This window comes from Zhouia amylolytica, assembly GCF_900116365.1.
GTDB classification, from domain to species: Bacteria; Bacteroidota; Bacteroidia; order Flavobacteriales; family Flavobacteriaceae; genus Zhouia; species Zhouia amylolytica.
In genome coordinates this window covers 486,747-509,658 of sequence record NZ_FPAG01000002.1, presented here as the reverse complement: position 1 = coordinate 509,658, position 22,912 = coordinate 486,747, and the positions used below count along the sequence as shown (strand labels likewise).

General features: G+C 33.2%; 25 protein-coding genes. 8 read left to right on the top strand and 17 right to left on the bottom strand.

The genetic code is table 11. The annotated features are described in order from the left end of the window. Window positions 1–39 precede the first annotated feature (39 nt). From coaE to BM361_RS04750, 11 genes are all read right to left on the bottom strand, one after another. The gene (gene coaE, locus BM361_RS04800; RefSeq protein WP_074977302.1) at window positions 40–624 is read right to left on the bottom strand and encodes a dephospho-CoA kinase; all 585 of its coding nucleotides are present in this window, start codon (window positions 622–624) and stop codon (window positions 40–42) included. Further along, complete coding sequence (locus BM361_RS04795) at window positions 618–1,586, bottom strand: CdaR family protein (protein WP_074977301.1); 969 nt, start codon at window positions 1,584–1,586, stop codon at window positions 618–620. The genes coaE and BM361_RS04795 overlap by 7 nt, the downstream gene beginning before the upstream one ends. Next, a complete protein-coding gene (locus tag BM361_RS04790) occupies window positions 1,586–2,587 on the bottom strand; it encodes a glycosyltransferase family 2 protein (RefSeq protein ID WP_074977299.1) in 1,002 nt (333 codons plus the stop codon). The genes BM361_RS04795 and BM361_RS04790 overlap by 1 nt, the downstream gene beginning before the upstream one ends. A gap of 167 nt (window positions 2,588–2,754) precedes the next feature. After that, window positions 2,755–3,567, bottom strand: coding sequence for an enoyl-ACP reductase FabI (locus BM361_RS04785; protein ID WP_038264093.1), 813 nt, complete (start codon window positions 3,565–3,567; stop codon window positions 2,755–2,757). Window positions 3,568–3,624: 57 nt separating this feature from the next. Then, entirely contained in the window at window positions 3,625–5,277 is a 1,653-nt protein-coding gene (gene recN, locus BM361_RS04780; protein ID WP_074977297.1) for a DNA repair protein RecN, read from the bottom strand. Window positions 5,278–5,363: 86 nt separating this feature from the next. Beyond that, entirely contained in the window at window positions 5,364–6,257 is an 894-nt protein-coding gene (gene porD, locus BM361_RS04775) for a type IX secretion system protein PorD (protein ID WP_074977295.1), read from the bottom strand. Next, window positions 6,250–7,461, bottom strand: a complete 1,212-nt coding sequence (gene coaBC, locus BM361_RS04770) for a bifunctional phosphopantothenoylcysteine decarboxylase/phosphopantothenate--cysteine ligase CoaBC (RefSeq protein WP_074977292.1) — start codon at window positions 7,459–7,461, stop codon at window positions 6,250–6,252. Before coaBC ends, porD begins: the two co-directional genes overlap by 8 nt. Before the next feature lie 2 nt (window positions 7,462–7,463). Further along, complete coding sequence (locus BM361_RS04765) at window positions 7,464–7,790, bottom strand: DNA-directed RNA polymerase subunit omega (RefSeq protein ID WP_038264104.1); 327 nt, start codon at window positions 7,788–7,790, stop codon at window positions 7,464–7,466. Window positions 7,791–7,798: 8 nt separating this feature from the next. After that, entirely contained in the window at window positions 7,799–8,605 is an 807-nt protein-coding gene (locus BM361_RS04760) for an outer membrane protein assembly factor BamD (protein ID WP_074977290.1), read from the bottom strand. A gap of 126 nt (window positions 8,606–8,731) precedes the next feature. Next, a complete protein-coding gene (gene dapA / locus BM361_RS04755; protein ID WP_074977288.1) occupies window positions 8,732–9,598 on the bottom strand; it encodes a 4-hydroxy-tetrahydrodipicolinate synthase in 867 nt (288 codons plus the stop codon). Between the two features lie 3 nt (window positions 9,599–9,601). Next, entirely contained in the window at window positions 9,602–10,126 is a 525-nt protein-coding gene (locus tag BM361_RS04750) for a DUF6913 domain-containing protein (protein ID WP_074977286.1), read from the bottom strand. 65 nt (window positions 10,127–10,191) lie between these two features. Here BM361_RS04750 and BM361_RS04745 point away from each other — a divergent pair, with 65 nt between their 5' ends. Together BM361_RS04745 and BM361_RS04740 are read left to right on the top strand one after the other, a co-directional pair. After that, on the top strand, window positions 10,192–10,953 hold the full coding sequence (locus tag BM361_RS04745; protein ID WP_074977284.1) for a 5'-nucleotidase C-terminal domain-containing protein: 762 nt from the start codon (window positions 10,192–10,194) through the stop codon (window positions 10,951–10,953). Between the two features lie 12 nt (window positions 10,954–10,965). Continuing rightward, window positions 10,966–11,877, top strand: coding sequence for a bifunctional metallophosphatase/5'-nucleotidase (locus BM361_RS04740; protein ID WP_074977282.1), 912 nt, complete (start codon window positions 10,966–10,968; stop codon window positions 11,875–11,877). Here the strand turns inward: BM361_RS04740 and BM361_RS04735 are convergent. From BM361_RS04735 to BM361_RS04715, 4 genes are all read right to left on the bottom strand, one after another. Then, entirely contained in the window at window positions 11,861–12,535 is a 675-nt protein-coding gene (locus BM361_RS04735) for a lysoplasmalogenase family protein (protein ID WP_038264121.1), read from the bottom strand. The two genes, BM361_RS04740 and BM361_RS04735, sit on opposite strands and share 17 nt — an antisense overlap. Further along, entirely contained in the window at window positions 12,532–14,538 is a 2,007-nt protein-coding gene (gene ligA, locus BM361_RS04730; RefSeq protein ID WP_074977280.1) for an NAD-dependent DNA ligase LigA, read from the bottom strand. The genes BM361_RS04735 and ligA overlap by 4 nt, the downstream gene beginning before the upstream one ends. 728 nt (window positions 14,539–15,266) lie before the next feature. After that, window positions 15,267–16,118, bottom strand: coding sequence for a peptide chain release factor N(5)-glutamine methyltransferase (gene prmC / locus BM361_RS04720; RefSeq protein WP_074977400.1), 852 nt, complete (start codon window positions 16,116–16,118; stop codon window positions 15,267–15,269). Next, window positions 16,118–16,606 carry a GNAT family N-acetyltransferase gene (locus BM361_RS04715; protein ID WP_038264131.1) on the bottom strand — a complete coding sequence of 163 codons (489 nt, stop codon included), beginning with the start codon at window positions 16,604–16,606 and terminating at the stop codon, window positions 16,118–16,120. Before BM361_RS04715 ends, prmC begins: the two co-directional genes overlap by 1 nt. A 70-nt stretch (window positions 16,607–16,676) precedes the next feature. Here BM361_RS04715 and ribD point away from each other — a divergent pair, with 70 nt between their 5' ends. Genes ribD through BM361_RS04700 form a run of 3 tightly spaced genes read left to right on the top strand, consistent with a single transcriptional unit; the run spans window position 16,677 to window position 18,950 of the window. Beyond that, window positions 16,677–17,720 carry a bifunctional diaminohydroxyphosphoribosylaminopyrimidine deaminase/5-amino-6-(5-phosphoribosylamino)uracil reductase RibD gene (ribD, locus tag BM361_RS04710; protein ID WP_074977276.1) on the top strand — a complete coding sequence of 348 codons (1,044 nt, stop codon included), beginning with the start codon at window positions 16,677–16,679 and terminating at the stop codon, window positions 17,718–17,720. Continuing rightward, window positions 17,713–18,327, top strand: a complete 615-nt coding sequence (locus BM361_RS04705) for an HAD family hydrolase (protein ID WP_074977274.1) — start codon at window positions 17,713–17,715, stop codon at window positions 18,325–18,327. The genes ribD and BM361_RS04705 overlap by 8 nt, the downstream gene beginning before the upstream one ends. 14 nt (window positions 18,328–18,341) lie before the next feature. Beyond that, on the top strand, window positions 18,342–18,950 hold the full coding sequence (locus tag BM361_RS04700) for an IMPACT family protein (RefSeq protein ID WP_394364640.1): 609 nt from the start codon (window positions 18,342–18,344) through the stop codon (window positions 18,948–18,950). Here BM361_RS04700 and BM361_RS04695 read toward each other — a convergent pair. After that, window positions 18,945–19,340 (bottom strand): acyl-CoA thioesterase, encoded by a 396-nt coding sequence (locus BM361_RS04695; protein ID WP_139226609.1) that lies wholly within the window; start codon window positions 19,338–19,340, stop codon window positions 18,945–18,947. The genes BM361_RS04700 and BM361_RS04695 overlap by 6 nt on opposite strands. 198 nt (window positions 19,341–19,538) lie before the next feature. Between BM361_RS04695 and dnaA the strand changes: the two genes are divergently transcribed. From dnaA to BM361_RS04680, 3 genes are read left to right on the top strand one after another with little or no spacing between them, the layout of a single operon-like run. After that, the gene (dnaA, locus tag BM361_RS04690) at window positions 19,539–20,966 is read left to right on the top strand and encodes a chromosomal replication initiator protein DnaA (protein ID WP_038264144.1); all 1,428 of its coding nucleotides are present in this window, start codon (window positions 19,539–19,541) and stop codon (window positions 20,964–20,966) included. Between the two features lies 1 nt (window position 20,967). After that, window positions 20,968–21,420 carry a low molecular weight protein-tyrosine-phosphatase gene (locus BM361_RS04685; protein ID WP_038264147.1) on the top strand — a complete coding sequence of 151 codons (453 nt, stop codon included), beginning with the start codon at window positions 20,968–20,970 and terminating at the stop codon, window positions 21,418–21,420. Window positions 21,421–21,462: 42 nt separating this feature from the next. Next, entirely contained in the window at window positions 21,463–22,179 is a 717-nt protein-coding gene (locus tag BM361_RS04680) for an SAM-dependent methyltransferase (RefSeq protein ID WP_074977270.1), read from the top strand. Window positions 22,180–22,225: 46 nt separating this feature from the next. On the opposite strand, the gene BM361_RS04675 is transcribed toward BM361_RS04680, so the two are convergent. Continuing rightward, window positions 22,226–22,876, bottom strand: coding sequence for a lysozyme family protein (locus tag BM361_RS04675; RefSeq protein WP_394331291.1), 651 nt, complete (start codon window positions 22,874–22,876; stop codon window positions 22,226–22,228). Between the last annotated feature and the right edge of the window lie 36 nt (window positions 22,877–22,912).

The following is a 22,912-nucleotide window of genomic DNA, read 5'->3' as shown; positions in this document are numbered from 1 at the left end:
TATTTAACTGTTAATTAACAAAAATGTTAATTACAAAACCTATTTCCTTTTAGCAAGTAAAGTATTATGTATTGTAGTAACTTGTTGCTGTGTTTTAACAAGATTAGTATTGTTAATAACAAAATCAGCTAATTCAATCTTTTTATTATCCGGCCATTGATTGTTCATACGTTCCAACACCACTTCTCGATCTACTTGATCTCTTATTATCACTCTTTTAATTCTATCCTCTTCCGGTGCTGTAACTAATATAGTATAATCACATTCATTCGCTCCTCCAGTTTCAAATAGAATTGCAACTTCCTTTATTACATATGGCGATTTCTGAGCTTTATACCATTCATGAAAGTGTTTTTTTACCGCAGGATGAATAATAGCATTTAGTGCAGATAACTTGTGTTTATCTTTGAAAACAATATTAGCAATGTATGAACGTTCTGGTAAATATCCATCATATGCCTGCTCTCCTAACAACTCTACAATCTTATTTCGAATATCATCTGATCTCTCCATAAGCTTTTTGGCTTCCTTATCGGCTATGTAAACAGGTACCCCTAAATTATGAAACATATCAGCAACAGTTGACTTTCCACTACCTATCCCTCCTGTTAATCCAACTACCATTCCTTTTTTAATAAAAATTCAACTTTCGTTTGCATCAACTTCACCTCTTTTATATTTGAAGGCTTTTTTACAAGCTTGGGTATTAAGTACCCCCCACCTTCCTGAACCTCTTTATAATCAGCTACTATTAAAAAGTTATCAGGAGATATCAATTTTAAATTTTGAATTGGAGCTCTGCAAATTACATTTATCTGCTGAGGAAAAGTCCTCACTTTGGTTCCTTCAGGTACATTTTCAATTAAAAGAGGTACTTTAATCATTTTCTCCGAAAATCGATTAACCTTACCTCTAATATTTACTTCTTTTAGTTCAAACTCAATAGAGCTTAAAGAATCTGGCTGACTCAAAGAAGTCTCTATATCTATATCACTTTGTACATTCTTTAAAACCATATCCTGAGTACTTACATAGTGAATACTATCAATTAAACCATCAGGACCTAAAATCCATATTTCAGAAGGGGAAATAATTAGAGAATCAACTAAGCCATAATCAGTTTTAAAGTTAATTTCTACATTTGATACTACAGGTACTTTTTTCTTTTTATTAACACCAAGGTCAAATACAATAGAATCAGTGAGCACTTGTTTAATCTCAATATCCCTATATTGTTCTTTAAGTTGAGTCTCAATATCGTTACTCAAAAGAAACCATTTATTGCTATGTGATCTTACTTTAGATAAATCAATTGATGCCTTCTCATCAATTAAATTGGTCTTCAATAATCTAAAACCATTTGCTTCAACCAAAACATTAACCCGTGTACTCGGCGGATTTAGAAATAATTTATTTTTAGGTAAGTTTTTATAAACTACATCATATGACACAGAATAAGAATAAATTTGTGTAAGTTTAATCAGTAGCCATAAGATAAATGAAACCAACAAAAAAGTTAAAAACACCAATGACTTTGGGCGCTTCAACCACCCTAAAACTGTATTTGCTTTAGTTTCTTGTAACATTATTTAAAAAACAATTTAGGAAAAGCCATTTCCGGCTCTTTTTTTAATACATCAATATAAAAAGTAGATTTTATAAATCCAGTACCATAACCATAAAATTGTACTACAACTGCATAGATGGAAAGTAAGCCAATATAAATATTTTTGTTCTTTATTGTTGAATCTATAAATATCAAAAGAAAGTAAATAACATAGAAAAACATTAAGAACCAATTACCCAATAGGGCTCCTATTAGCGCTAAACCACTTCCTAACATAAATAATGATGGAAACCAAAATGTTATTTTTCGAGTTTCTGGATGCCATGAATTTAGAATTGGACGTGTTAAACCAAATTTTCTAACCTGGACCTTAAACTTATTCCAAGAAATACGTCTCTTGTGATAAACAAATGCTTCCTGGATTAATTTTGTCTCAAAACCTGCTTTCCATAATCTAATAGTAAGATCAGGATCTTCCCCAGGATGAATTTTCCCAAACCCATTGGTAGCCTCAAAAGCCTTTTTAGAAATTCCCATGTTGAAACTTCGTGGCTGGAATTTATTTACTGACTTTTTTCCACCCCTGATCCCTCCAGTTGTTAAAAAAGAGGTCATGCTATAATTAATTGCTTTCTGAACATTCGAAAATGATTCATGAGCAGCATCAGGACCTCCAAAACAATCGACATAATTTTCCAACAAACTATTCTCCACCTCTTTAAGGTAGTTTGGTGGTATAATACAATCAGAATCTAAAACCAAATAATAATTTCCATGAGCTCTTTTCATTCCATAATTTCGAGAATCACCCGGACCTGTATTGGATTTATAATAGTAGGAAATGTTTAATTGATTCGAAAATTCACTTACTACTTCTTCAGAAGAAATATCTGAACCGTCTTCGATAATTACTATTTCATAATCCTTTGGATAGCTTTGCTTTGATAAACTATCTAATAATTCTTTAATTTCATCAGGACGATTAAATACCGGAATAATGAACGAAAAATATAGATTCATACTGCCAAATTATGGATATATTAAAAAAACAGGAAAAGCTATCCACCAGGCAGATAGCTTTCTGTTATCATTTTTGATATCTAAAGAAGTACCTACCTTAAAGGCACTTCTTTAATGAAATCACTATAATTCTTAATGATACTACTCTTTGAGAAATTCAATAAATACTATTTCTCAAATTTTTCAATAACCTCATTACTCACACCTGTATTAGAAAAACCTCCATCATGAAAAAGGTTCTGCATAGTTACTTTCTTGGTTAAATCAGAAAATAAGGTCATTGTATAATCCGCACATTCTGCTGCAGTTGCGTTCCCTAATGGAGACATCTTATCAGCATATGCAATAAATCCATCAAATCCTTTTACACCTTTACCAGCCGTGGTTGGTGTTGGAGATTGAGAAATTGTGTTTACTCTTACCTTTTTATCTTTACCGAAGAAATAACCAAAACTACGTGCTATGGATTCCAAGTAAGCTTTATTGTCAGCCATATCATTATAATCAGGAAAAGTACGTTGAGCAGCCATATAAGTTAATGCTACTATGCTCCCCCATTCATTCATTGCATCTGCCTTATATAAACTTTGACATACTTTATGAAATGACAATGCCGAAACATCCCATCCTTTTTCAGTAAAACTATAGTTTTGATCCGTATAATGTTTTCCTTTTCTAACATTTACCGACATTCCAATAGAATGTAAAACAAAATCTAATTTACCACCTAATATCTCCATGGACTTCTCGATCAGATTGTTTAGATCTTCTTCACTTGTAGCATCAGCTGGAATGATTTCAGAACCAGTTTTTTCAGCAAGTTCATTTATTTTTCCCATTCTCATAGCTATCGGAGCATTGGTTAAAACGATTTGAGCACCTTCTTCATGAGCTCTTTCCGCAGTCTTCCAAGCAATTGAATTCTCATCTAAAGCTCCAAAAATAATTCCTCTTTTTCCTTTTAATAAATTATAAGACATAATGTATCTATTTATAACTTGATATTTTTTTCTATTTTAAAGTTTTCAAAGATAATACTAATTCAATAATTGTTTTGCATGTTGGAGCGCCGAAGTACTAACATCTTTCCCTCCAAGCATTTCTGCTATTTCAAAAACCCGTTCTTCTTCACTAAGTCTTTTCAGATTAGTAGTAGTCGTGTCCTCCTCATCCTTTTTATATACCTTATAATGAACATTTCCTTTCGCCGCAACCTGTGGTAAGTGGGTAATAGTAAATACCTGCATTGTTTCACTCATTTTTTGCATAATATCTCCCATTTTGTTCGAAACCTCTCCCGAAACCCCAGTGTCAATCTCATCAAACATTATGGTCGGTAGTTTTGTGTGCTTGGCAAGAAGCGATTTAATGGTTAGCATTATACGGGACAACTCCCCACCTGAAGCAACCTTTTTTAATTCTTCAAAACTAGTCCCTTTATTAGCAGAGAAAAGAAACTCCATATCTTCCTTACCATTGGGCAAATATGAGTTAATCGCTCTCAAATTGATTTTAAATTCGGCATTTTGCATCCCAAGCTCTCCCAAAGTAATTTCCAAATACTGAATAAGTTCTGGAATTACCTTAACTCTTTTTTCGTGTAATTGTTGAGCCAAATGATCAAGATCTTCCTCAAGTTTAAGCACACTAAGTTGAGCTTCTTTAATTTCGACATCCAAATTCTCAGTTTTAAAAACTGTTGACTCCAATTGTTCTTGAATTTTTAGGAGCTCACCTATCTCCAAAACTCCATGCTTCTTCTGTAAATCATAAATTTTCTGCAATTGTTCACTTACATTCCCAAGCAAAATTGGATTAGCATCAAGCGATTCCTGCAAATTAGTGATTTCATCTGAAGCATCATTTAAATCTATTAATATAGAATTAATTCGATTATGTAAATCTTCATACTGTTTACCATAGGAGACTAATTTATTGAGAGTTGCTTTTAAATTGGCCAAAGTATTAACAACACCGATTTGATCCTCATTTAACAATTGGATTGAAAAAACTAATTTTTCTCCAATCTCCTCGACATTATTCAATTCTTCATAAGTAGCCTCTAATTCTTCCAGCATCCCTTCCTTTAGATTGGCTTCCTTAAGTTCATTAAGTAAAAAACTATTATAATCGTGTTCTTTATTCGACTTTTTTTGAAAATCTATTAATTTTTCAAGCTCTTTTTTTTCCTGATAATAGTTTAACAACACTTTTTTATAATCAGCTAATACATCTTCAGAACCTGCCACTAAATCTAAAATTTTAAATTGGTAGGTATTATCAGTCAACTGTAATGTTTGATGTTGTGAATGAATATCTACTAATTTAGACCCTAAGGAGGATAATACTGAAAGCGTTACCGGGGTATCATTAATAAAGGCTCTCGATTTACCACTCGGTAAAATTTCTCTACGGATAATTGAAACCGATTCATAGTCGAGATCTTCGGAGTTAAAAAATTCTTGAAGGTTATAGGCTGATATTTCAAATACAGCTTCAATTATACATTTTCGATTCTTGTCCTTAATAGTACTCAAATCAGCACGACTTCCTAAAACCAAGGAAAGTCCTCCTAGTAATATAGATTTACCTGCACCTGTTTCCCCTGTTATAATATTTAACCCGTTATCAAACTCTACTTGAAGGGCATCTATAAGTGCGTAATTAGTTATGGAAAGACTTCTTAACAAATTATTACATTTTAAATTTCAAACTTACGCAAAATAAAAATTTCATGGAAGTGAATGAAATTGGAAAATAAGCATTCAGACAATCCTTAGTATTTAATATTCTTCCAACTAGCCGAATATGTCGGAGCCAAATTATTAAGTTGGTTAACCAAACTTACTATATCCGTTTTTATCCCTCCTGAAAAGATATCAGCAATTTCATCTGCTTTAGCATCAAAAAATAATTGTAGCATTAATGAATTTGATCGAACCTTATTCAATTGTTCTAACAAAACCACACTTTCCTCCATAGCAGTTTTGGCCTCCCTTTCATCGCTGAGCATTCTATCCAACCCCTGCCTATGATATTGATATAATGCCTTTCGGTAATTTTCGTAAGTCCCTGATTTAAGATTATCAATTAAAGTCCATCTGGTTCTAGCATTCGGACTATCCTGTTGCCAACCCGCATATCCTGTTCCTTGCGCCAAACTAACTATATTCTGTGCCTGATTATAATAAGGATTTCCACCTTTTAATTCGAAAGTATCCGCATCAATCCCTAATATAAGATAAACATAATAAGAAATTACGGCTGTTAAATTGGAGTCAAAGACATTCGTGTTAAAATATAATGGCTCAAATTCTAAATATTTAAAGTTGAAAGATTTATCCTGAAAATTAAAAACTGATGTTTCATAGTTAGTATTATAAACTGGCCGACTGGACTGTACCTGTATGGATGCTTGAAAATTATTATTTTCAAAAGAGGAAATCATGATGAGCATACTGCAGTTGATACGCTCATTTTCTTGAACATTAAGATTCGTCCATTTCGTCTTATTTACAAAATCATTAAGAGATTTTTCAAGAGTTTTAAAAACCTGTTGATTAGTTTGGTTTACCAGTTCTGAATTTACAATAACTTTACAATTCAATTCTTGAGAACACAATTGATTTGCACAAATTAAAATACTTATTAAAACAAACTTTCTAATCATTGATACGATAAATGATTTCGTTGAAAATATCCAGGGCAACCTCATTCTTAGGCTTAAGATTAAACGATTTAATTTTTAATTCCTTATCTATAAATGTAACTTTATTAGTTGGTTTACCAAAACCTGCACCTTGATCTCTTAAGGAATTAAGAACGATCGCATCTAGATTTTTCTTTGAAAGTTTCTTTTTAGCATTCTCTAATTCATTTTCAGTCTCTAAAGCAAACCCAACCAAAAACTGATGTGACTTTTGAGCACCAAGTGACGCTAATATATCTTTTGTCGGCTCTAAAACCACTTCCATGACCATAGATTTCTTTTTAATTTTTTCATCAGCCACAGATTTTGGACGGTAGTCAGAAACAGCAGCAGAAAGTACCGCTATATCCACACTATTATAATGCTTATGAACTGCATTATACATTTCCTCGGCCGAAACAACTCGATCAATATGAATGAGATTGTCATCTATTGTAAGATGAGTTGGTCCCGTAATTAAATAAACTTTAGCTCCTAGGCTTGCAGCTGCCTTAGCAAGCTCAAAACCCATTTTACCACTAGAGTGATTTCCAATAAAACGTACTGGATCAATAGCTTCGTAAGTCGGTCCTGCTGTAATCAAAACCTTTTTACCCTTCAAAGGTAACCTGGAACTAATGTCATTAATCATGTAATCAATTATGTCCTCAGGTTCTGCCATCCTTCCTTCTCCTATCAGTCCACTTGCCAGCTCTCCATGAGCAGCCGGTATCATTTTATTACCAAATGATTGTAATATATCTAAAGAATTCTTTGTGGATTCATGTTTATACATATCCAAATCCATGGCAGGAACAAAATAAACAGGACATTTAGCTGACAAATAGGTAGCTATCAGAAAATTATCACTGTTTCCTGAGGCCATTTTAGATAAAGTATTTGCTGTAGCAGGAGCTATTACCATGTAATCAGCCCATAATCCTAGATCCACATGATTATTCCATACAGCATTATCATCATCCATACTTGTAAAAGAAGAAATAACTGGATTTTTTGATAATGTAGAAAGCGTTAGAGGGGTTACGAAATCTTTTGCACTTTCCGTCATAACCACTTTAACGCTTGCTCCGGCCTTTATAAAAAGCCTTATTAATGTAGCAGTTTTATATGCAGCGATACCTCCGGTAATACCTAAAAGGATATTTTTACCGCTAAGCACTGTCATTACTACTGTTCTTTTTCAGTATTCCTGAAGTAAATTTTATCTTCCAACCATTCCTGCACTGCTATTGCATGAGGTTTAGGCAGTTTTTCATAAAACTTAGAAACTTCTATTTGCTCTTTGTTCTCAAATATCTCATCCAGACTATCTGTATATGTAGCAAACTCCTCTAACTTTTCAATAAGCTCTTTTTTCAGCTCTGCATTAATTTGCCCTGCTCTTTTTGAAATGATAGAAATTGCCTCATAAACATTTTCTGTAGGCTGATCTATTTTATCCCTGTTATATGTCTCTGTAGAAACAGGGGCATTAGAATTTCTTAAATCGCTCATCTTCTCTATTATTTACTAAACTTTTGTAATTCGTTATCTATAACTGCTAACATTTTGTCAGCATCTTTTTGATATTTTGTTTCTGGAAAATATTTCAACAACGTGGTATAAGTACTTTTTGCAGCACTTAATCGCTCTTCCATTCTTGCATAAATACTATTAACAGCCAGATTATATTCTGCCGTCATCTTATAAAACAAAGCATCTTCTCTGTATATTGATCCTGGCGAATCAGATAAAAATAGTTCAAATGATTTAATAGATGCTTTATAGTCACTTAAAGTATTGTATTGTTTAGCAACTTCAAAAGCCTTTTTATCCAACTTATTTCTTAATTCGCGAGCCATTTCATTAGCTTCACTCATATAGTCTGAACTCGGATAATTATTAATAAAAATTTGAAGTTTGTCAATCGCCTCATTCGTTTCGGTCTGATCATTACTATATTTAGGAGACAACATAAACTTACTTTTTGCACTCAAAAAAGCCGCTTCTTCCGCCTTATCACTTCTTGGATAAGACTTAGAAAATCGTTCAAATTGATATGCTGCAAGATAGTAATCTTCCGTTTGATAATAAGCGTCTGCAAAGAAATAGAGAATACGCTCACCTTGAGGTTTCCCAACATAACTAGGTGCGATTTGCTCAAACAAACGCAAGGCTCTTTTGTAATCACCTGAGTCATATAGTTTCTCTGCTAAATCATATTTAGCCTTTACATCTGTATTCTTGAGTGTTTTTTGGTACTCACTACAAGATGTAAACAAAAGTGAAGCTACTAATATCAGGGTATAAATGTAATTGCTTTTAATCATGCGGCAAAATTAGGTAAATATCCGGTATTAAAAAAACTATTTTAGCTAGCTAATTTAATGGAATCTTTTAAATAAAGCCTAGAACTTAAATAAAGTTTTAACATTTATACCCTGACATGCTATTTCTTAAATAGCACTTTTTATTTTTTCCTTCAGAGAATCACTGGCCTTAATAAGAGGTAGTCTTACTGTATCTTTACATAAGTTGAGCTCTTGAAGTAAAGCTTTAATACCAGCAGGATTTCCTTCTTCGAAGATGTGATCTATTGCATCCATTACTTGAAAATGAAGCTCACTGGCTTCTTTTGAGTTTCCTTTTAAAGCTAAACGAACCATTTCAGAAAATTGATTTGGTAACCCTTGACCAATAACAGAAATAACACCACTACCGCCAGCTAAGGTCATAGGTAAGGTAATCATGTCATCCCCTGAAATAATGAGAAAATCTTCCGGTTTCTCTTTGATCAACCTCATTGCTTGCACCATATCCCCTGCAGCTTCTTTAATAGCAATAATATTATCGAAATCTGATGCTAACTTTATCACCGTTTCTGGTAGTAAATTAGAGGCTGTTCTACCCGGAACATTGTATAAAATGATTGGCAACGGAGAAGCCTCAGATACCGCTTTAAAGTGCTGATAAATCCCTTCCTGTGTAGGTTTATTATAATAAGGAGAAACCGATAAAATAGCATCAAAATCACCCAAATCTGTTTCCTTCAATTCCCTAACTACATCTAAAGTATGGTTTCCTCCTATACCCAATACAAGTGGTAGGCGTTTATTATTTGTTTTAACTATTATTTCTTTAACCAACTCCTTTTCCTGTTTAGACAATGTTGCACTTTCGGCTGTTGTCCCCAATACCACCAAATATTCAACTCCTCCATCAATAACATGATTTACAATGTTGCCTAATGCCTCAACATCAACACTTAAATCAGACTTGAAAGGAGTGACTAGCGCAACTCCTGTACCTGAAAATCTAGACATAAACTATATCTTATTTAAAATCGATAAATATTTAATTAACTCTCTTTCAAAACCCTTGTAATTATCTAAATGAGAATCAATCACAAGGTTATTATACATTGTACTTTTTTGTCCAATCCCTACCCTAAAATCAGCCTCTACAATCGAAGACATAAATAACAAAGGTAAATTATGGTCATCATAAAAACTGATCACTAAATCGTATTTCCGTTTAATTACATCATCTATTTCAGGATCTTTCACCTCACCATTTCTCTTTATAGTTTTATCATTAAAAACGGGAATTGGATATGACTTCTCTTTTTCAATTCTGTTGAGATATCCTATTATACGATATGACTCTCCTCTAATATTTAATTTCTGCATCAATTCTTCAAAAACTTCTAAATTTTTAGTCTTTTCAAAATTAATTACTACTAACATTGACGATACCTTATTACTTTTGCCTTCTACATTAACCGCCAATTCACTTAACCGTTTTTCAATAATTTTTAAAACAGATTTTTCTTTGTATTTTTTTAAAACCATATAACTTTAAGTTCTAATGCAAAGTTAGAACTAATAAATATTACTTCTGCAAAATTAAAAACCTTATGCAATTAAATATAAAACATTTTGTTATATTTTTCACCTTACTGTGGTTTTCTTGTAACAACCAAAACACAAAAATTACTGAGATAACTGGCCGACAATTATTAATAAATGACACTTTAAAGGCTGCTGACAGTATTGACGAATACCTTATTCCTTATAAACAACAGATCAACAAAGTTCTAAACCAACCCATTACTTATAATCCGAAAACATTAAGCAAATATGAAGGTGAATTCAACACCGCTATTGGAAACTTAATAGCTGATATTGTTTATGAGCAAAGCAATCCAGTATTCAACAAAAGAACTGGCAAAAACATTGACTTTGTTCTTCTCAATAATGGAGGCATTCGATCTATAATTTCAGAAGGGGATGTTACTATACGAACTGCGTATGAAGTAATGCCTTTCGAAAACAAAATTGTTGTTGTTGAACTATCTGGAAATAAAATATTGGAAATGATTCAGCACCTACAAAAACCTGGGAAAGCTCAACCTGTCAGTCGTAATGTTGAAATTGCCTTAAATAAGGATCTCACTCTAAACAAACTCCTTATTAATGGTAAAACTGTAGATAAAAATAAAAATTATTTTGTTGCTACATCTGATTATTTGTCAAATGGTGGAGATGGTATGTTATTTTTTAAAGAACCAATAAGTACAACAAACTTAGATTACCTAATTCGAAATCAATTAATTGATTATTTCAAAAAGGTCGACACTATCCGCGCTACTATTGATAACCGATTTATAAAACTGTAATTAACTGAGAACATGAAAAGAAGAAATTTTATACAAAACACCATTGCAAGTTCAGCTTTTCTGGGTCTCGCAGGTCTGAGTCTAAATTCGTGTAATGAAAATAGCAAAAAGCACATAACTATCCTTCACACTAATGATGTTCACAGCCATATTGATCCATTCCCTAAAGATCATGGTAAAAACCCTAATCAAGGAGGTGTTGCAAGACGTGCCACCCTAGTAGACAATATTAGAAGGGAAAACCCCAACACATTACTCTTTGATGCTGGTGATATCTTTCAGGGCACCCCATATTTTAATTTCTACGGGGGTGAACTTGAATTTAAATTAATGAGTATGCTTAAATATGATGCCGCTACTATTGGGAATCATGATTTTGATAATGGGATAGATGGTTTATACGCTCAATTACCTCATGCTAAATTTCAGTTCCTTTCGGCAAATTATGACTTTAAAAACACCATAATGGATTCTCACGTAAAACCATACACCATCTTCATTCGTGACCAAGTCAAAATTGGTGTTTTCGGGCTTGGGATTGAATTAGAAGGACTTGTAGATAAGTCTCTCTACAAAGAAACAATATATAACAATCCAATTGAAATTGCTCAAGACATAAGTAGAGTTCTAAAAGAAGAGGAAAATTGCGATATTGTAGTTTGTCTATCCCATCTTGGCTACAAATACAATTATGAAGGAAAAGTCTCAGACATATTACTTGCTGGAAATACCGAACATATAGACTTAATCATTGGAGGACATACACATACCTTTATGGAGCAACCTGAGATCGTTTTAAACCGAAAAGAAAAGGAAGTTTTAATCAATCAAGCTGGATGTTTTGGTATTTATATGGGTAGAATTGACTTTTTCCTGGATAAGGATAAAAACATACAATCAAAAGGGGTTACGATTTCAGTTTAAAATCATAAGCAACGATGAATTTTGTTAAGAAATAATAAGCAATCACCTGCGCAATGACATTGGTTAATTCAAAAAAAGAATTATGTGAAAAATACATATTGATACCATTAATAACATCTCCAACTAAAAAAGTCATGGCAATTATCAAGGTATACATTGTCATTTTATTTTCTTTATTAAAATAACTCATAATTGACACAACAGTAAAGGCACTTAGTATAATTGAGTAGAACATCACCGGGGTCAATAAGTCTCCTAATTGGTCACCAAAAATATCTTTAATTGAATAATTATAATAAATAAACCACAACACAATTACTGGTAAGGCCGAGAACAGTAATCGCCGAACCCTAACATCTTGCAACATTTCGAAACAAAAACGGATAAACACCAAATGTCCTAAACCAAAGAACAAAAGTGTCAACTCTACTGCCCCTTTGAAATTCAACAAAGAAAACATATCTCCTAAAAAATAAAAAATAAGCAATGTTAACGTATAGAGATGATGTTTCTTTTTAGAACTTGTATAAATGATATAAACCACAGGAATTAAACTAACCTTTGCGATACTTATCAGAAGCTTCAATTGAAAAAATTCTGCTAGTAGATATAGCACTGCCACTGCAATAAACACATAAGTCAGTTTTTGTTTAATCATAACATATTTAAAAATTGTTCTTCAGTAATCAAAGGGATATCAAGTTTTGATGCTTTTTCTTTTTTACTAGGCCCCATCTTATCGCCGGCCACAACATATGAAGTTTTTGTCGAAATCGAAGATGCAACTTTTCCGCCGTTATCTTCAATTAATTTTTTCAATTCGTTTCTTGTTACTTTTTCAAAAACTCCAGATACGACAAAACTATAACCTTTGAGCTTATCTGTCTGATTTTGTAGATTTTCTGTTGAAATTTCTAGTTGAACTTCATGTTTTTTCAAACGCTCAATAATTACTACATTTTGTTCATTCTTAAAAAAATCAATAACACTTTCCGCTATTTTCTCCCCAATTTCATCTACCTGAATCAAATCCTCCTTTGTAACAACCATTAATTTATCTATTGACTTATATTCTTTGGCCAATTTTTTAGCCACAGTTTCCCCAACAAATCTAATTCCTAGTGCATACAATACCCTTTCAAATGGAATATCTTTCGATTTCTCTATACCATTAATAAGATTCTCTGCCGATTTATTGGCCATCCTCTCCAATGGCAATACTTGTTCTTTGTTTAGGTCATACAAGTCAGCATAATCATTTATAAGCCCTTCCTTATACAGTAATTCTACAGTTTCTGCCCCTAACCCCTCAATATCCATAGCCTTTCGAGAAATAAAATGCTGTATTCTTCCCGTAATTTGGGGAGGACATCCATAATAATTTGGACAATAATGTTGTGCCTCTCCTTCTTTTCGAATTAACTCGGTACCACATTCAGGACAATGAGTTATATAATTTGTAATTAAAGAGTCAGATGTTCTTTTAGTAAAATCAACCCCGGTTATTTTCGGTATAATTTCACCTCCCTTTTCTACAAAAACAGTATCTCCCAATCTAACATCGAGTTTCTTTATCTGATCTGCATTATGCAAAGAAGCTCTCTTAACTATGGTTCCTCCTAATAAAACAGGTTCTAAATTAGCTACAGGAGTAATTGCTCCCGTTCTACCGACTTGATACGTTATGGCTTTCAAAACCGTAACTGCCTGCTCAGTTTTAAACTTATAAGCCATTGCCCATCTCGGGGATTTCGCCGTATAACCCAATTCCTCTTGGTACTGAATAGAATTCACTTTAACCACTACTCCGTCAATTTCGTAAGGAAGGTCATCCTTACGATTTTCCCAATATTCCACGAACTCCATTACTTCAGCTGTATTTTTACATAATTTAGCCTCCGATGGCACCTTAAACCCCCATTTTCTTGCGGTTTTTAAAATATCGTATTGTGTAGAAATACCTAAACGTTCTCCAACAATACTATACAATAAACATTCCAAAGGACGCTTTGCCACTTCTGCACTATCCTGCAACTTTAAACTTCCACTAGCAGTGTTTCTTGGATTCATATATGGATCTTCACCATTTGCAATTCTTTCTTGATTCATTTTAATAAACCCTTCTTTTGGCAAAACGATCTCACCACGAATATCAAATCTTTCAGGGTAATCTCCATTAAGTTTTAAAGGAACAGAACGAATAGTTTTCACATTAGCAGTTACATCATCACCTTGGAATCCATCTCCTCTTGTTACCGCTTTTAATAAAGCGCCATTTTCGTAGGTTAGATTCATCGAGGCTCCGTCATACTTTAATTCGCATGTAAATTCTAGACTCACTTCACCTAAAATTTTTTGAATCCTTTTTTCCCAGTCCTCTAAATCCTCCTTGGAATAGGAATTATCTAAGGAATACATTCTAAAATCATGGACAACGGTTTCAAAATTCTTAGTGACCGCTCCTCCAACTCTTACTGTTGGTGAATTAGGATCGTTATACTCTGGATACTTAAACTCCAAATCTTGCAACTCCTTTAACATCATATCAAACTCATAATCAGACACCGTAGGGGCATCTAATACATAATAATTATAGTTATGTTGTTTTAATGTTTCTCGAAGTTGCTCTATTTTTTGTTGAATTGCTGACACCGGTATCATTTTTTGAGAATTATGAAGGGGCAATTTAATTAAAATAAAGCTAATTTCTACCTTTTATTTAATTCCCGAAACACTCAAAAACAACAACGAGAATACAGGAAAGCTACTAATCTATAACAAGATTCATGCAAATAAAATACACTCCATTCAGATCATTAAAAGTCCTTCAGGTTAAAAAACTTCAAAAGAAAAAGTTATACACTAATAAAGTATTAAAATAGTGAAACACTTTATTGTAATTTAATAGAAAAAATCCAATAAAATTATCATTATCCTCTCAACCAAATACATCGAAAATCGATTTAAAGAAGTAACAATCTTCAATAATATAGTTTTAAGAAGAACAAATAGTTATAATCAAACTAACGATTCAAATATGTCATTTCAATGCCCAATATCAAAATGATTCAAAAAAGTTCTTACGACCTGAGAAATAAAAAAGACAGTGATCAAAAAAGCTAAGGTAATTTCAGCGAGTGAAAACTGATTGAAAATTCCTGAGAAAGATAGGAATACGAGCGAAAAAATAGTACTGCCCAGAGCCACGGGTAATGCTCTAGCAGTTTCGGTTAAAAACTGGTTCATTCTACTCATAACTTGTTGATTTAGGGCTTGCTTCTTAAAAAAGCAAGGAAACAAACATAATAAATTAATCTATATTTCTCACAACAAAACAGTTAAAAAACAGTAATTTATGGATGAAAAATCTAAATTCATCAAGAATAACGTTAAGCAAAAGAAGTTCTAATCATCCTATCATTACCACTTAGATCTTTCTTAACAATAGTATTTTTAAATCCAAATTCATCCAACATATCGGTTGTGTCTTTGGCCAAATACTGATTAATTTCAAAATATAAATTCCCCTCTTGATTCAAATGGTTCGAAGATAGCCACGCTATTTGCTTATAGAACAACAAGGGATCTTGATCTGGTACAAAAAGAGCTGCATGAGGTTCAAAATCAACCACATTACTTTTCATTTGCTCCTTTTCCAAATATCGTACATAAGGAGGATTGGAAACAATTATATCATATTCACCCAATAAACTTTCCAGTTTTAGTATGTCCGCCTGTAAAAAGTTAATATCAACATGATTATTCAGAGCATTTTCTTTAGCAATGTCAAGAGCTTTCCTAGAAATATCTATAGCGGTCACCTCGACAAGCGGAATGTTTTTTGACAATGTAATTGCTATACAGCCACTTCCAGTGCCAATATCTAATATCTTAAGAGGTTTAATTTTATCCTTACAATCTCTAATTATCCAATCCACTAACTCTTCAGTTTCCGGGCGAGGTATTAAAGTCTCATTATTCACTCTAAATTTTAAGCCATAAAAATATGCCACTCCTAAAATTTGCTGAATCGGCTTTTGTAATTTTAAGTCATCTAAAGCTTTAAAAATAATGGTTTCTTCCTTTTTGGATATTACTTTATCCGGCTCTAAAATGATATCTATTCGTTGAATATCAAAATTATGATCTAACAACAAATAAAAAAACCTGTTAACCTCTTTAAAATCATAAAGATCATCTAATTCCTTATGAAAAATATCCTGGATATCTTTTAATCTCATTACAATAATTCTTTCAACATCCATACAGGACATGAACAATGACCTGTATCACCCATAGGGTTGTCTAAATATTTAAAACCTACCTTTTGATATAGCTTTTGAGCAGCCAACATATTTGGCATGGTCTCCAAATAGCATTTACTGAATCCATATTCTTTTGCCTTTCTCAGGCACTCTTGCATCATTTTATAACCGATCCCTTTACCTCTGGCCTCTTCCAGAAAGTACATTTTTTGCAGTTCACAAATATTATCATCACAATTTTCGAGCTGGGCAACTCCTGCACCTCCAAGAAGCCTCCCATCATACTCAACAACTAAATAAGCTGCCTTGGCTATATTATATGTCTCATACATCATATCCAACGCCTCATCAGCATAGGCGGTTCCAACCTTTGGGACATCATGCTCCAACAACACCTTTCTTAAAACTAGTGCCAACTCAACATCATCTTCCGGCGTTATTTCTCTTATTATAAATTCACTCATACCTAAAGAAAGTACTATTTTTGTGTTTGAAAAGAATTTACAGGCTCTGATTCACCTAAAATAGGATGGCGTGAATATACACGAAAAATACATAAATCGATGCATTGAATTAGCTAAAAACGGTCTTGGAACCACATATCCAAATCCGTTAGTTGGCTCAGTTGTTGTTTATGATGATAAAATAGTTGGTGAAGGATGGCATCAAATAGCTGGTGGGCCACATGCCGAGGTTAAAGCCATAAACTCAGTTAAAGACAAAACAGTGTTGAAAAAATCGACAATTTATGTTAGTCTTGAACCTTGTAGCCATTTTGGAAAAACCCCTCCATGTAGTGACCTGATTATATCCTCTGGAATCAAGAAGGTAGTTATCGGTACTATTGATACTTATGATAAAGTATCAGGCAGAGGTATCAAAAAAATGATAGAAGCAGGTTGCGATGTTACTGTTGGTGTTTTACAGGAAGAGTGTCAGGAATTAAACAAACGCTTCTTCACTTTTCATAATAAAAAAAGACCTTACATCATTTTAAAATGGGCAGAAAGCAATGATCACCTTATAAGCCCTTTAGAAAAGGATAAAAAAGAACCCGTTTGGTTAACAAATCAATATGCCCGGCAATTAGTTCATAAATGGCGTAGCGAAGAACAAGGCATTTTGGTAGGCACAAATACGGTACTTCATGATAACCCACGATTGAATACTCGTGACTGGAAAGGTAACTCACCAACCAGAATAGTCATCGACAAAACTTTAAAAACATATCCAAACCATTCTATTTGGGATGGAGAAATCAACACCATTATTTTTACCGAAAAGCAATTAAATAGGCTGAATTCAAATATTACTCTAAAATGGATTGACTTTAACAAACCTATCCCATTGCAAATATGTGAAGAACTCCATAAAGAAGGAATTCAAAGTTTGATTATTGAAGGAGGGGCACAAACCCTACAGAGTTATATCGATTTAGAATTATGGGATGAAGCCAGAATATTTAAAAGTAATATCAAGTTAATTAACGGTATATATGCCCCCCTAATTAACCACCCAGTAAACAACTCGAAAAAAATTATAAGGAACCAATTGAATTTTCATAAAAAACATGATTAAAAATATAATCTTTGATTTTGGTGATGTATTTATCAATCTAGACAAACCCGCAACCGTTAATCGGTTAACAGAAATAAATGGAAAATTTACGGTGTCGGATAAAATGGATCAAATGAACAAATTCTATGAAAAAGGACTTATAAGCACATCCGAATTTGTTAGCTTTTATATGAGTATCTTCCCAAAAATAAGTAAAAACACACTTATAGATGCATGGAATGCTATTATTTTAGACCTTCCAGAAAATCGTATTGAGTTTCTGGAAAAATTATCCAAAGAAAACAATTATCGCCTATTTTTATTAAGCAACACCAACGCATTGCATATTGATCATGTAATTAAAAATATAGGGGCTGAGCGTTTCAATAGGTTTAAAAATTGTTTTGAGCAGTTTTATCTATCTCATGAAATTAACTTCAGAAAACCTGATCTCGATATTTATAAGTTTGTCCTTAATGAGAACAACCTAAAACCGGAAGAAACTTTATTCATTGATGACGTAGAGGAAAACATCACAGCTGCTGCAAGCCTGAATATTATCACTTGGAACCTTAAACCAGGAGTTGATGAAGTTACCACTTTGTTAGAACAAACTTTCTTATTATAATTACAAAAAAGTATATCTTGAAAGACACCTACAAAACCATCACAACACCTTCTACAGAAACTCTTTACAAAGAAAAAAATAGTAAATTCTTCGGTTATGCCTTCCCTATTAATAACGAAGATGAGGTAAAACCCATTTTAGAATCTATAAAAAAACAACATCATAGTGCCCGCCACTGGTGCTATGCATGGCAACTAGGTACAGACCAAAACATATCTTTTCGAGCAAACGATGATGGTGAACCAAATAATTCTGCAGGAATGCCCATTTATGGACAAATTCAATCATTCGAACTCACCAATATTCTAATAATCGTTGTCAGATACTTTGGAGGAGTTAAGCTAGGTGTTGGCGGGTTAATTACAGCATATAAGACTGCCGCACAATACGCCTTGGAGGGAGCAGATATTGTTGAAAAAACGATCGACAGTGAATTTGGACTTTATTTTGAATACAAGAACATGAATAAAGTGATGCGAATTGTAAAAGAAAAAAATCTTAACATCATAGATCAAAAAATGGAATTAGATTGCTTCATAAAAATCTCTGTTCGAAAAAAAGAAGCTAGAAAAATCAAACAAATTTTTGATAAGCTTTATGGGGTTACCCTTAAAGAACTATAACTGCTCCAAAATATAATCAGGACATCTTGTTGGACGATTTGTTTCCATATTTATAAAGGCTAAAACGGTATTTCCTTCCAGTAACAATTCTTCCTTCTCATTCCATATTTCATAATCGAATTCAATCTTAACCGATGGCGTTTTTTTCAGTCGGGTTTTTATTGTTAAAAGATCGTCATATTTGGCTGACTTTTTATAAGACATTTGTAAACTAATAACTGGCAGCATTATACCACTTTCCTCCATTGACCTGTAAGATACACCTAAATTTCTTAACCACTCAACACGTCCTAACTCCAGATACTGCGCATAATTCCCGTGATAAACGACTCCCATTTGATCAGTTTCCGCATAACGAACCCGAATGTTAATTTGATGATTATTGTTCAAATTTTGAATTATTTTTTGTATGTTAACAAAATGTAAAATTAAGTTAATAAGAATGCGAAAAAAAAACGATATATTCAACCCCTATTCCATTTTTTTTTTCAATTTTTTGTTCACATATTTGTTCACATAAAGAGAGGTGAAAAACCTTCTTTAGAGATTTTAATCTAACCTGCTAACAATTAAAATATTACTTAACAAATGAATCTAACTGCGGAATCGGTATGGGACAACTGTCTAGATTTTATAAAGGACAATATTCAACCCCAAGCATACAAAACCTGGTTTGAACCCATAAAATCGATTAAGCTAACGGATAATGCATTGAGTATTCAGGTACCAAGTAAATTTTTCTACGAATGGTTAGAAGAACACTACGTTAAACTTCTGAAAGTTGCCTTAAGAAGAGAATTAGGGGAAAATGCCAAATTGATTTACATTATTAAGATGGAAAACACTTATGGCAACAAACAACCTTTCACTGAAAAAATACCAAGTTCAAACAGAGCTAATTTACAGCCGCAAGAATTAGATGTGCCTGTAAAGAAGAAAAGTCCGGAATTAAAAAATCCATTTATAATTCCCGGAATTAGAAATATCAAAATAGAATCACAGCTCAATCCTAACTATAATTTTGACAATTTTTTAGAAGGTGATTCCAACAGACTTGCAAGATCTGCGGGAATGGCGGTCGCTAACAAGCCAGGAGGTACATCTTTCAACCCGTTACTGATTTTTGGTGGTGTTGGACTAGGTAAGACCCATTTAGCACATGCCATCGGAGTTGAAATTAAAGATAAACATCCCGACAAAACTGTTTTATATATTTCAGCAGAAAAATTTACTCAACAATACATTGAGTCTGTAAAAAAGAACACCCGGAATGATTTTATTCATTTCTATCAATTAATTGATGTGTTAATTATTGATGATGTTCAGTTTTTCTCTGGAAAATCAGGTACCCAAGATGTATTCTTTCACATATTTAATCATTTGCACCAGAATGGTAAACAAGTAATTTTAACCTCAGATAAAGCCCCTGTTGATATGCAAGATATTGAACAGCGTCTATTATCAAGGTTTAAATGGGGGTTATCGGCTGAATTACAAAATCCAGATTACGAAACAAGAATTTCCATTTTAAACAATAAGCTTTATCGAGATGGTGTTGAAATGCCTGAAGAAATCATTGAATATGTGGCTCAAAACATCAAAACAAATGTACGAGAATTAGAAGGAGCAGTAATTTCTCTCATTGCACAATCATCATTTAACAAAAAGGAGGTAACTCTTGATCTTGCTAAACAAATAGTTGAGAAGTTTGTTAAAAACACAAAAAGAGAAGTTTCCATAGATTACATTCAAAAGGTTATTTCTGATTACTTCCAAATGGATGTTGAGACTTTACAATCTAAAACTCGTAAACGTCATATCGTTCAGGCGCGTCAATTAGCCATGTTTTTTGCTAAAAAGTATACGAAGGCTTCCCTTGCCAGCATAGGTTCACAAATCGGAAAAAGAGATCACGCAACTGTATTACATGCCTGTAAAACTGTAGACAATCTCGGGGAAACTGACAAACAATTCAAAAAATACATCGAAGACCTCACCAAAAAATTTGCACAATAAAATGCAGAAGAAAGTTCTAATGGTCTGTCTAGGCAATATCTGTAGATCGCCATTAGCGGAGGGAATACTCAAAGACAAAGTAGATCCAAGTTTAGTATATGTGGATTCAGCAGGAACAGCCGGATATCATGTGGGTGAACAGCCCGATCCAAGATCAATTGCAATTGCCCAAAAACATCTGATCGATATTACCAATCAAAAATGCAGGCAATTTCAGGTGACTGATTTTGATAATTTCGATTTCATTTTTGTAATGGATCAGAGCAACTACCAAAATGTTTTAAGACTTGCCAGGAATAAGGATGATCGTATGAAGGTAGACTATATTTTAAACTTATCTCATCCGAAAAAAAACCTAGAGGTTCCAGATCCTTATTATGGTGGTGATCAAGGTTTCGAAAATGTATTCAACATGCTTAATAAGGCATGTGATATCCTACTCGAGAAACTGTAATAATTTATATTATCTTTACTTTAAATTGAAATTCTATATATTTTGGGTAAATCACCACAAGGAAAAGTTTTTTTAATTCCCACAACGCTAGGAGAAATTGGTCCGCTAGAAGTACTGCCTTTATCAATAAAGCGTACAGTTGAGGCGGTAAATTATTACATTGTCGAAAATGAAAAGACTGCCCGGGCTTTTATCAAAAAAATAGCACCAAAAAAATCTCAACCGAGCTTAAACATTCAATTACTTAACAAGTATACAGACGACACTGAATTACCCTCCTTTTTAAATCCTTGTTTAGAAGGAAAAGACGTGGGTATCATCTCAGAAGCTGGGTGTCCAGGGGTTGCTGATCCTGGTGCAGAAATTGTCAACATTGCTCATCAAAAAAACATAAAAGTTGTTCCTTTAGTTGGCCCCTCCTCCATATTAATGGCCTTAATGGCAAGTGGTATGAATGGCCAAAGCTTTGCCTTCAATGGTTATTTACCTATCGACAAAGGCGAAAAAAAGTCCGAAATTAAAAAGCTTGAACGACGTTCAAAAGAATTCAATCAAGCTCAAATATTTATAGAAACACCTTATCGAAACGATAAATTATTAAAAGATTTTGTCGCCACCTTAAACTCCAACACCAAACTATGTGTAGCATGCGACATTACCCTTCCATCTGAAGAAATAAAGACACAATCAGTAGGCAACTGGAAAAATACCAACATTGACCTGCACAAAAGGCCTTGCATTTTTATTTTTCAAGCATAAAAAAGCCCCGCTGGTTACGAGGCTTTTTTAACTAGCTAATTAAAATCTAAATTCTAGCTTTCTTGTTTGGTACTATATAAGAGGTATCATAACCTGCAAATTTTCTCATATAATACGTAACAGGAACGCCATTTCCGTCTTCGAACTTTATCAATCCTCCTGAGCGTAGGTAATCTTTGACTGCCCCTGGCCCAGCCAAGTGAGCTGCAGCTAACATACCAGATTCGGTAATTTTAATTCCATTATATACGCGTCCTTTATAGCGCTTAATGTAATTCCTTAACACCCATTTATTACGCTCTAAATTTGCAATAAATGCTCTTTCTTGTAATTCAGTATCGTTTAAAAACTCATTAGTGTCTTTAATACCAATCAATTTCAATGTTGACCTACCAAACTGATATTTCCCCAAATATCCGAATTGATTCACAACAAAATAATCCCCTCTCGATTCTTTAAAAGCTAAAGCTTCCTTGAAACCATTAAAAGATTTTCCTAAAAAAGGTGGTTTAACTTCTTCTGCTAAATCCTCCTCTTCGGCAGATACCGTATAATTAATAGGCTCATCAACCACATAATCCTCATCCACCTCTACAACTTTTTTTGTGTAAGTAAAGCCTAAACTTATTAATACAAAAACGGCAACTAATCCATGTAAAATAATCGCGCCTTTTCTCATAAATTTATATTTCTTCAAGACTCACTTTTAGGGCCAAAATCAGGTACCTAAAAT

Excerpts from the sequence above, each read along its gene's own strand:
- coaE (WP_074977302.1), bottom strand. The coding sequence starts at position 624 with ATGGTAGTTGGATTAACAGGAGGGATAGGTAGTGGAAAGTCAACTGTT.
- BM361_RS04795 (WP_074977301.1), bottom strand. The coding sequence starts at position 1,586 with ATGTTACAAGAAACTAAAGCAAATACAGTTTTAGGGTGGTTGAAGCGC.
- BM361_RS04790 (WP_074977299.1), bottom strand. The coding sequence starts at position 2,587 with ATGAATCTATATTTTTCGTTCATTATTCCGGTATTTAATCGTCCTGAT.
- BM361_RS04785 (WP_038264093.1), bottom strand. The coding sequence starts at position 3,567 with ATGTCTTATAATTTATTAAAAGGAAAAAGAGGAATTATTTTTGGAGCT.
- porD (WP_074977295.1), bottom strand. The coding sequence starts at position 6,257 with ATGATTAGAAAGTTTGTTTTAATAAGTATTTTAATTTGTGCAAATCAA.
- coaBC (WP_074977292.1), bottom strand. The coding sequence starts at position 7,461 with ATGACAGTGCTTAGCGGTAAAAATATCCTTTTAGGTATTACCGGAGGT.
- BM361_RS04765 (WP_038264104.1), bottom strand. The coding sequence starts at position 7,790 with ATGAGCGATTTAAGAAATTCTAATGCCCCTGTTTCTACAGAGACATAT.
- BM361_RS04760 (WP_074977290.1), bottom strand. The coding sequence starts at position 8,605 with ATGATTAAAAGCAATTACATTTATACCCTGATATTAGTAGCTTCACTT.
- dapA (WP_074977288.1), bottom strand. The coding sequence starts at position 9,598 with ATGTCTAGATTTTCAGGTACAGGAGTTGCGCTAGTCACTCCTTTCAAG.
- BM361_RS04750 (WP_074977286.1), bottom strand. The coding sequence starts at position 10,126 with ATGGTTTTAAAAAAATACAAAGAAAAATCTGTTTTAAAAATTATTGAA.
- BM361_RS04745 (WP_074977284.1), top strand. The coding sequence starts at position 10,192 with ATGCAATTAAATATAAAACATTTTGTTATATTTTTCACCTTACTGTGG.
- BM361_RS04740 (WP_074977282.1), top strand. The coding sequence starts at position 10,966 with ATGAAAAGAAGAAATTTTATACAAAACACCATTGCAAGTTCAGCTTTT.
- BM361_RS04735 (WP_038264121.1), bottom strand. The coding sequence starts at position 12,535 with ATGATTAAACAAAAACTGACTTATGTGTTTATTGCAGTGGCAGTGCTA.
- ligA (WP_074977280.1), bottom strand. The coding sequence starts at position 14,538 with ATGATACCGGTGTCAGCAATTCAACAAAAAATAGAGCAACTTCGAGAA.
- prmC (WP_074977400.1), bottom strand. The coding sequence starts at position 16,118 with ATGAGATTAAAAGATATCCAGGATATTTTTCATAAGGAATTAGATGAT.
- BM361_RS04715 (WP_038264131.1), bottom strand. The coding sequence starts at position 16,606 with ATGAGTGAATTTATAATAAGAGAAATAACGCCGGAAGATGATGTTGAG.
- BM361_RS04705 (WP_074977274.1), top strand. The coding sequence starts at position 17,713 with ATGATTAAAAATATAATCTTTGATTTTGGTGATGTATTTATCAATCTA.
- dnaA (WP_038264144.1), top strand. The coding sequence starts at position 19,539 with ATGAATCTAACTGCGGAATCGGTATGGGACAACTGTCTAGATTTTATA.
- BM361_RS04685 (WP_038264147.1), top strand. The coding sequence starts at position 20,968 with ATGCAGAAGAAAGTTCTAATGGTCTGTCTAGGCAATATCTGTAGATCG.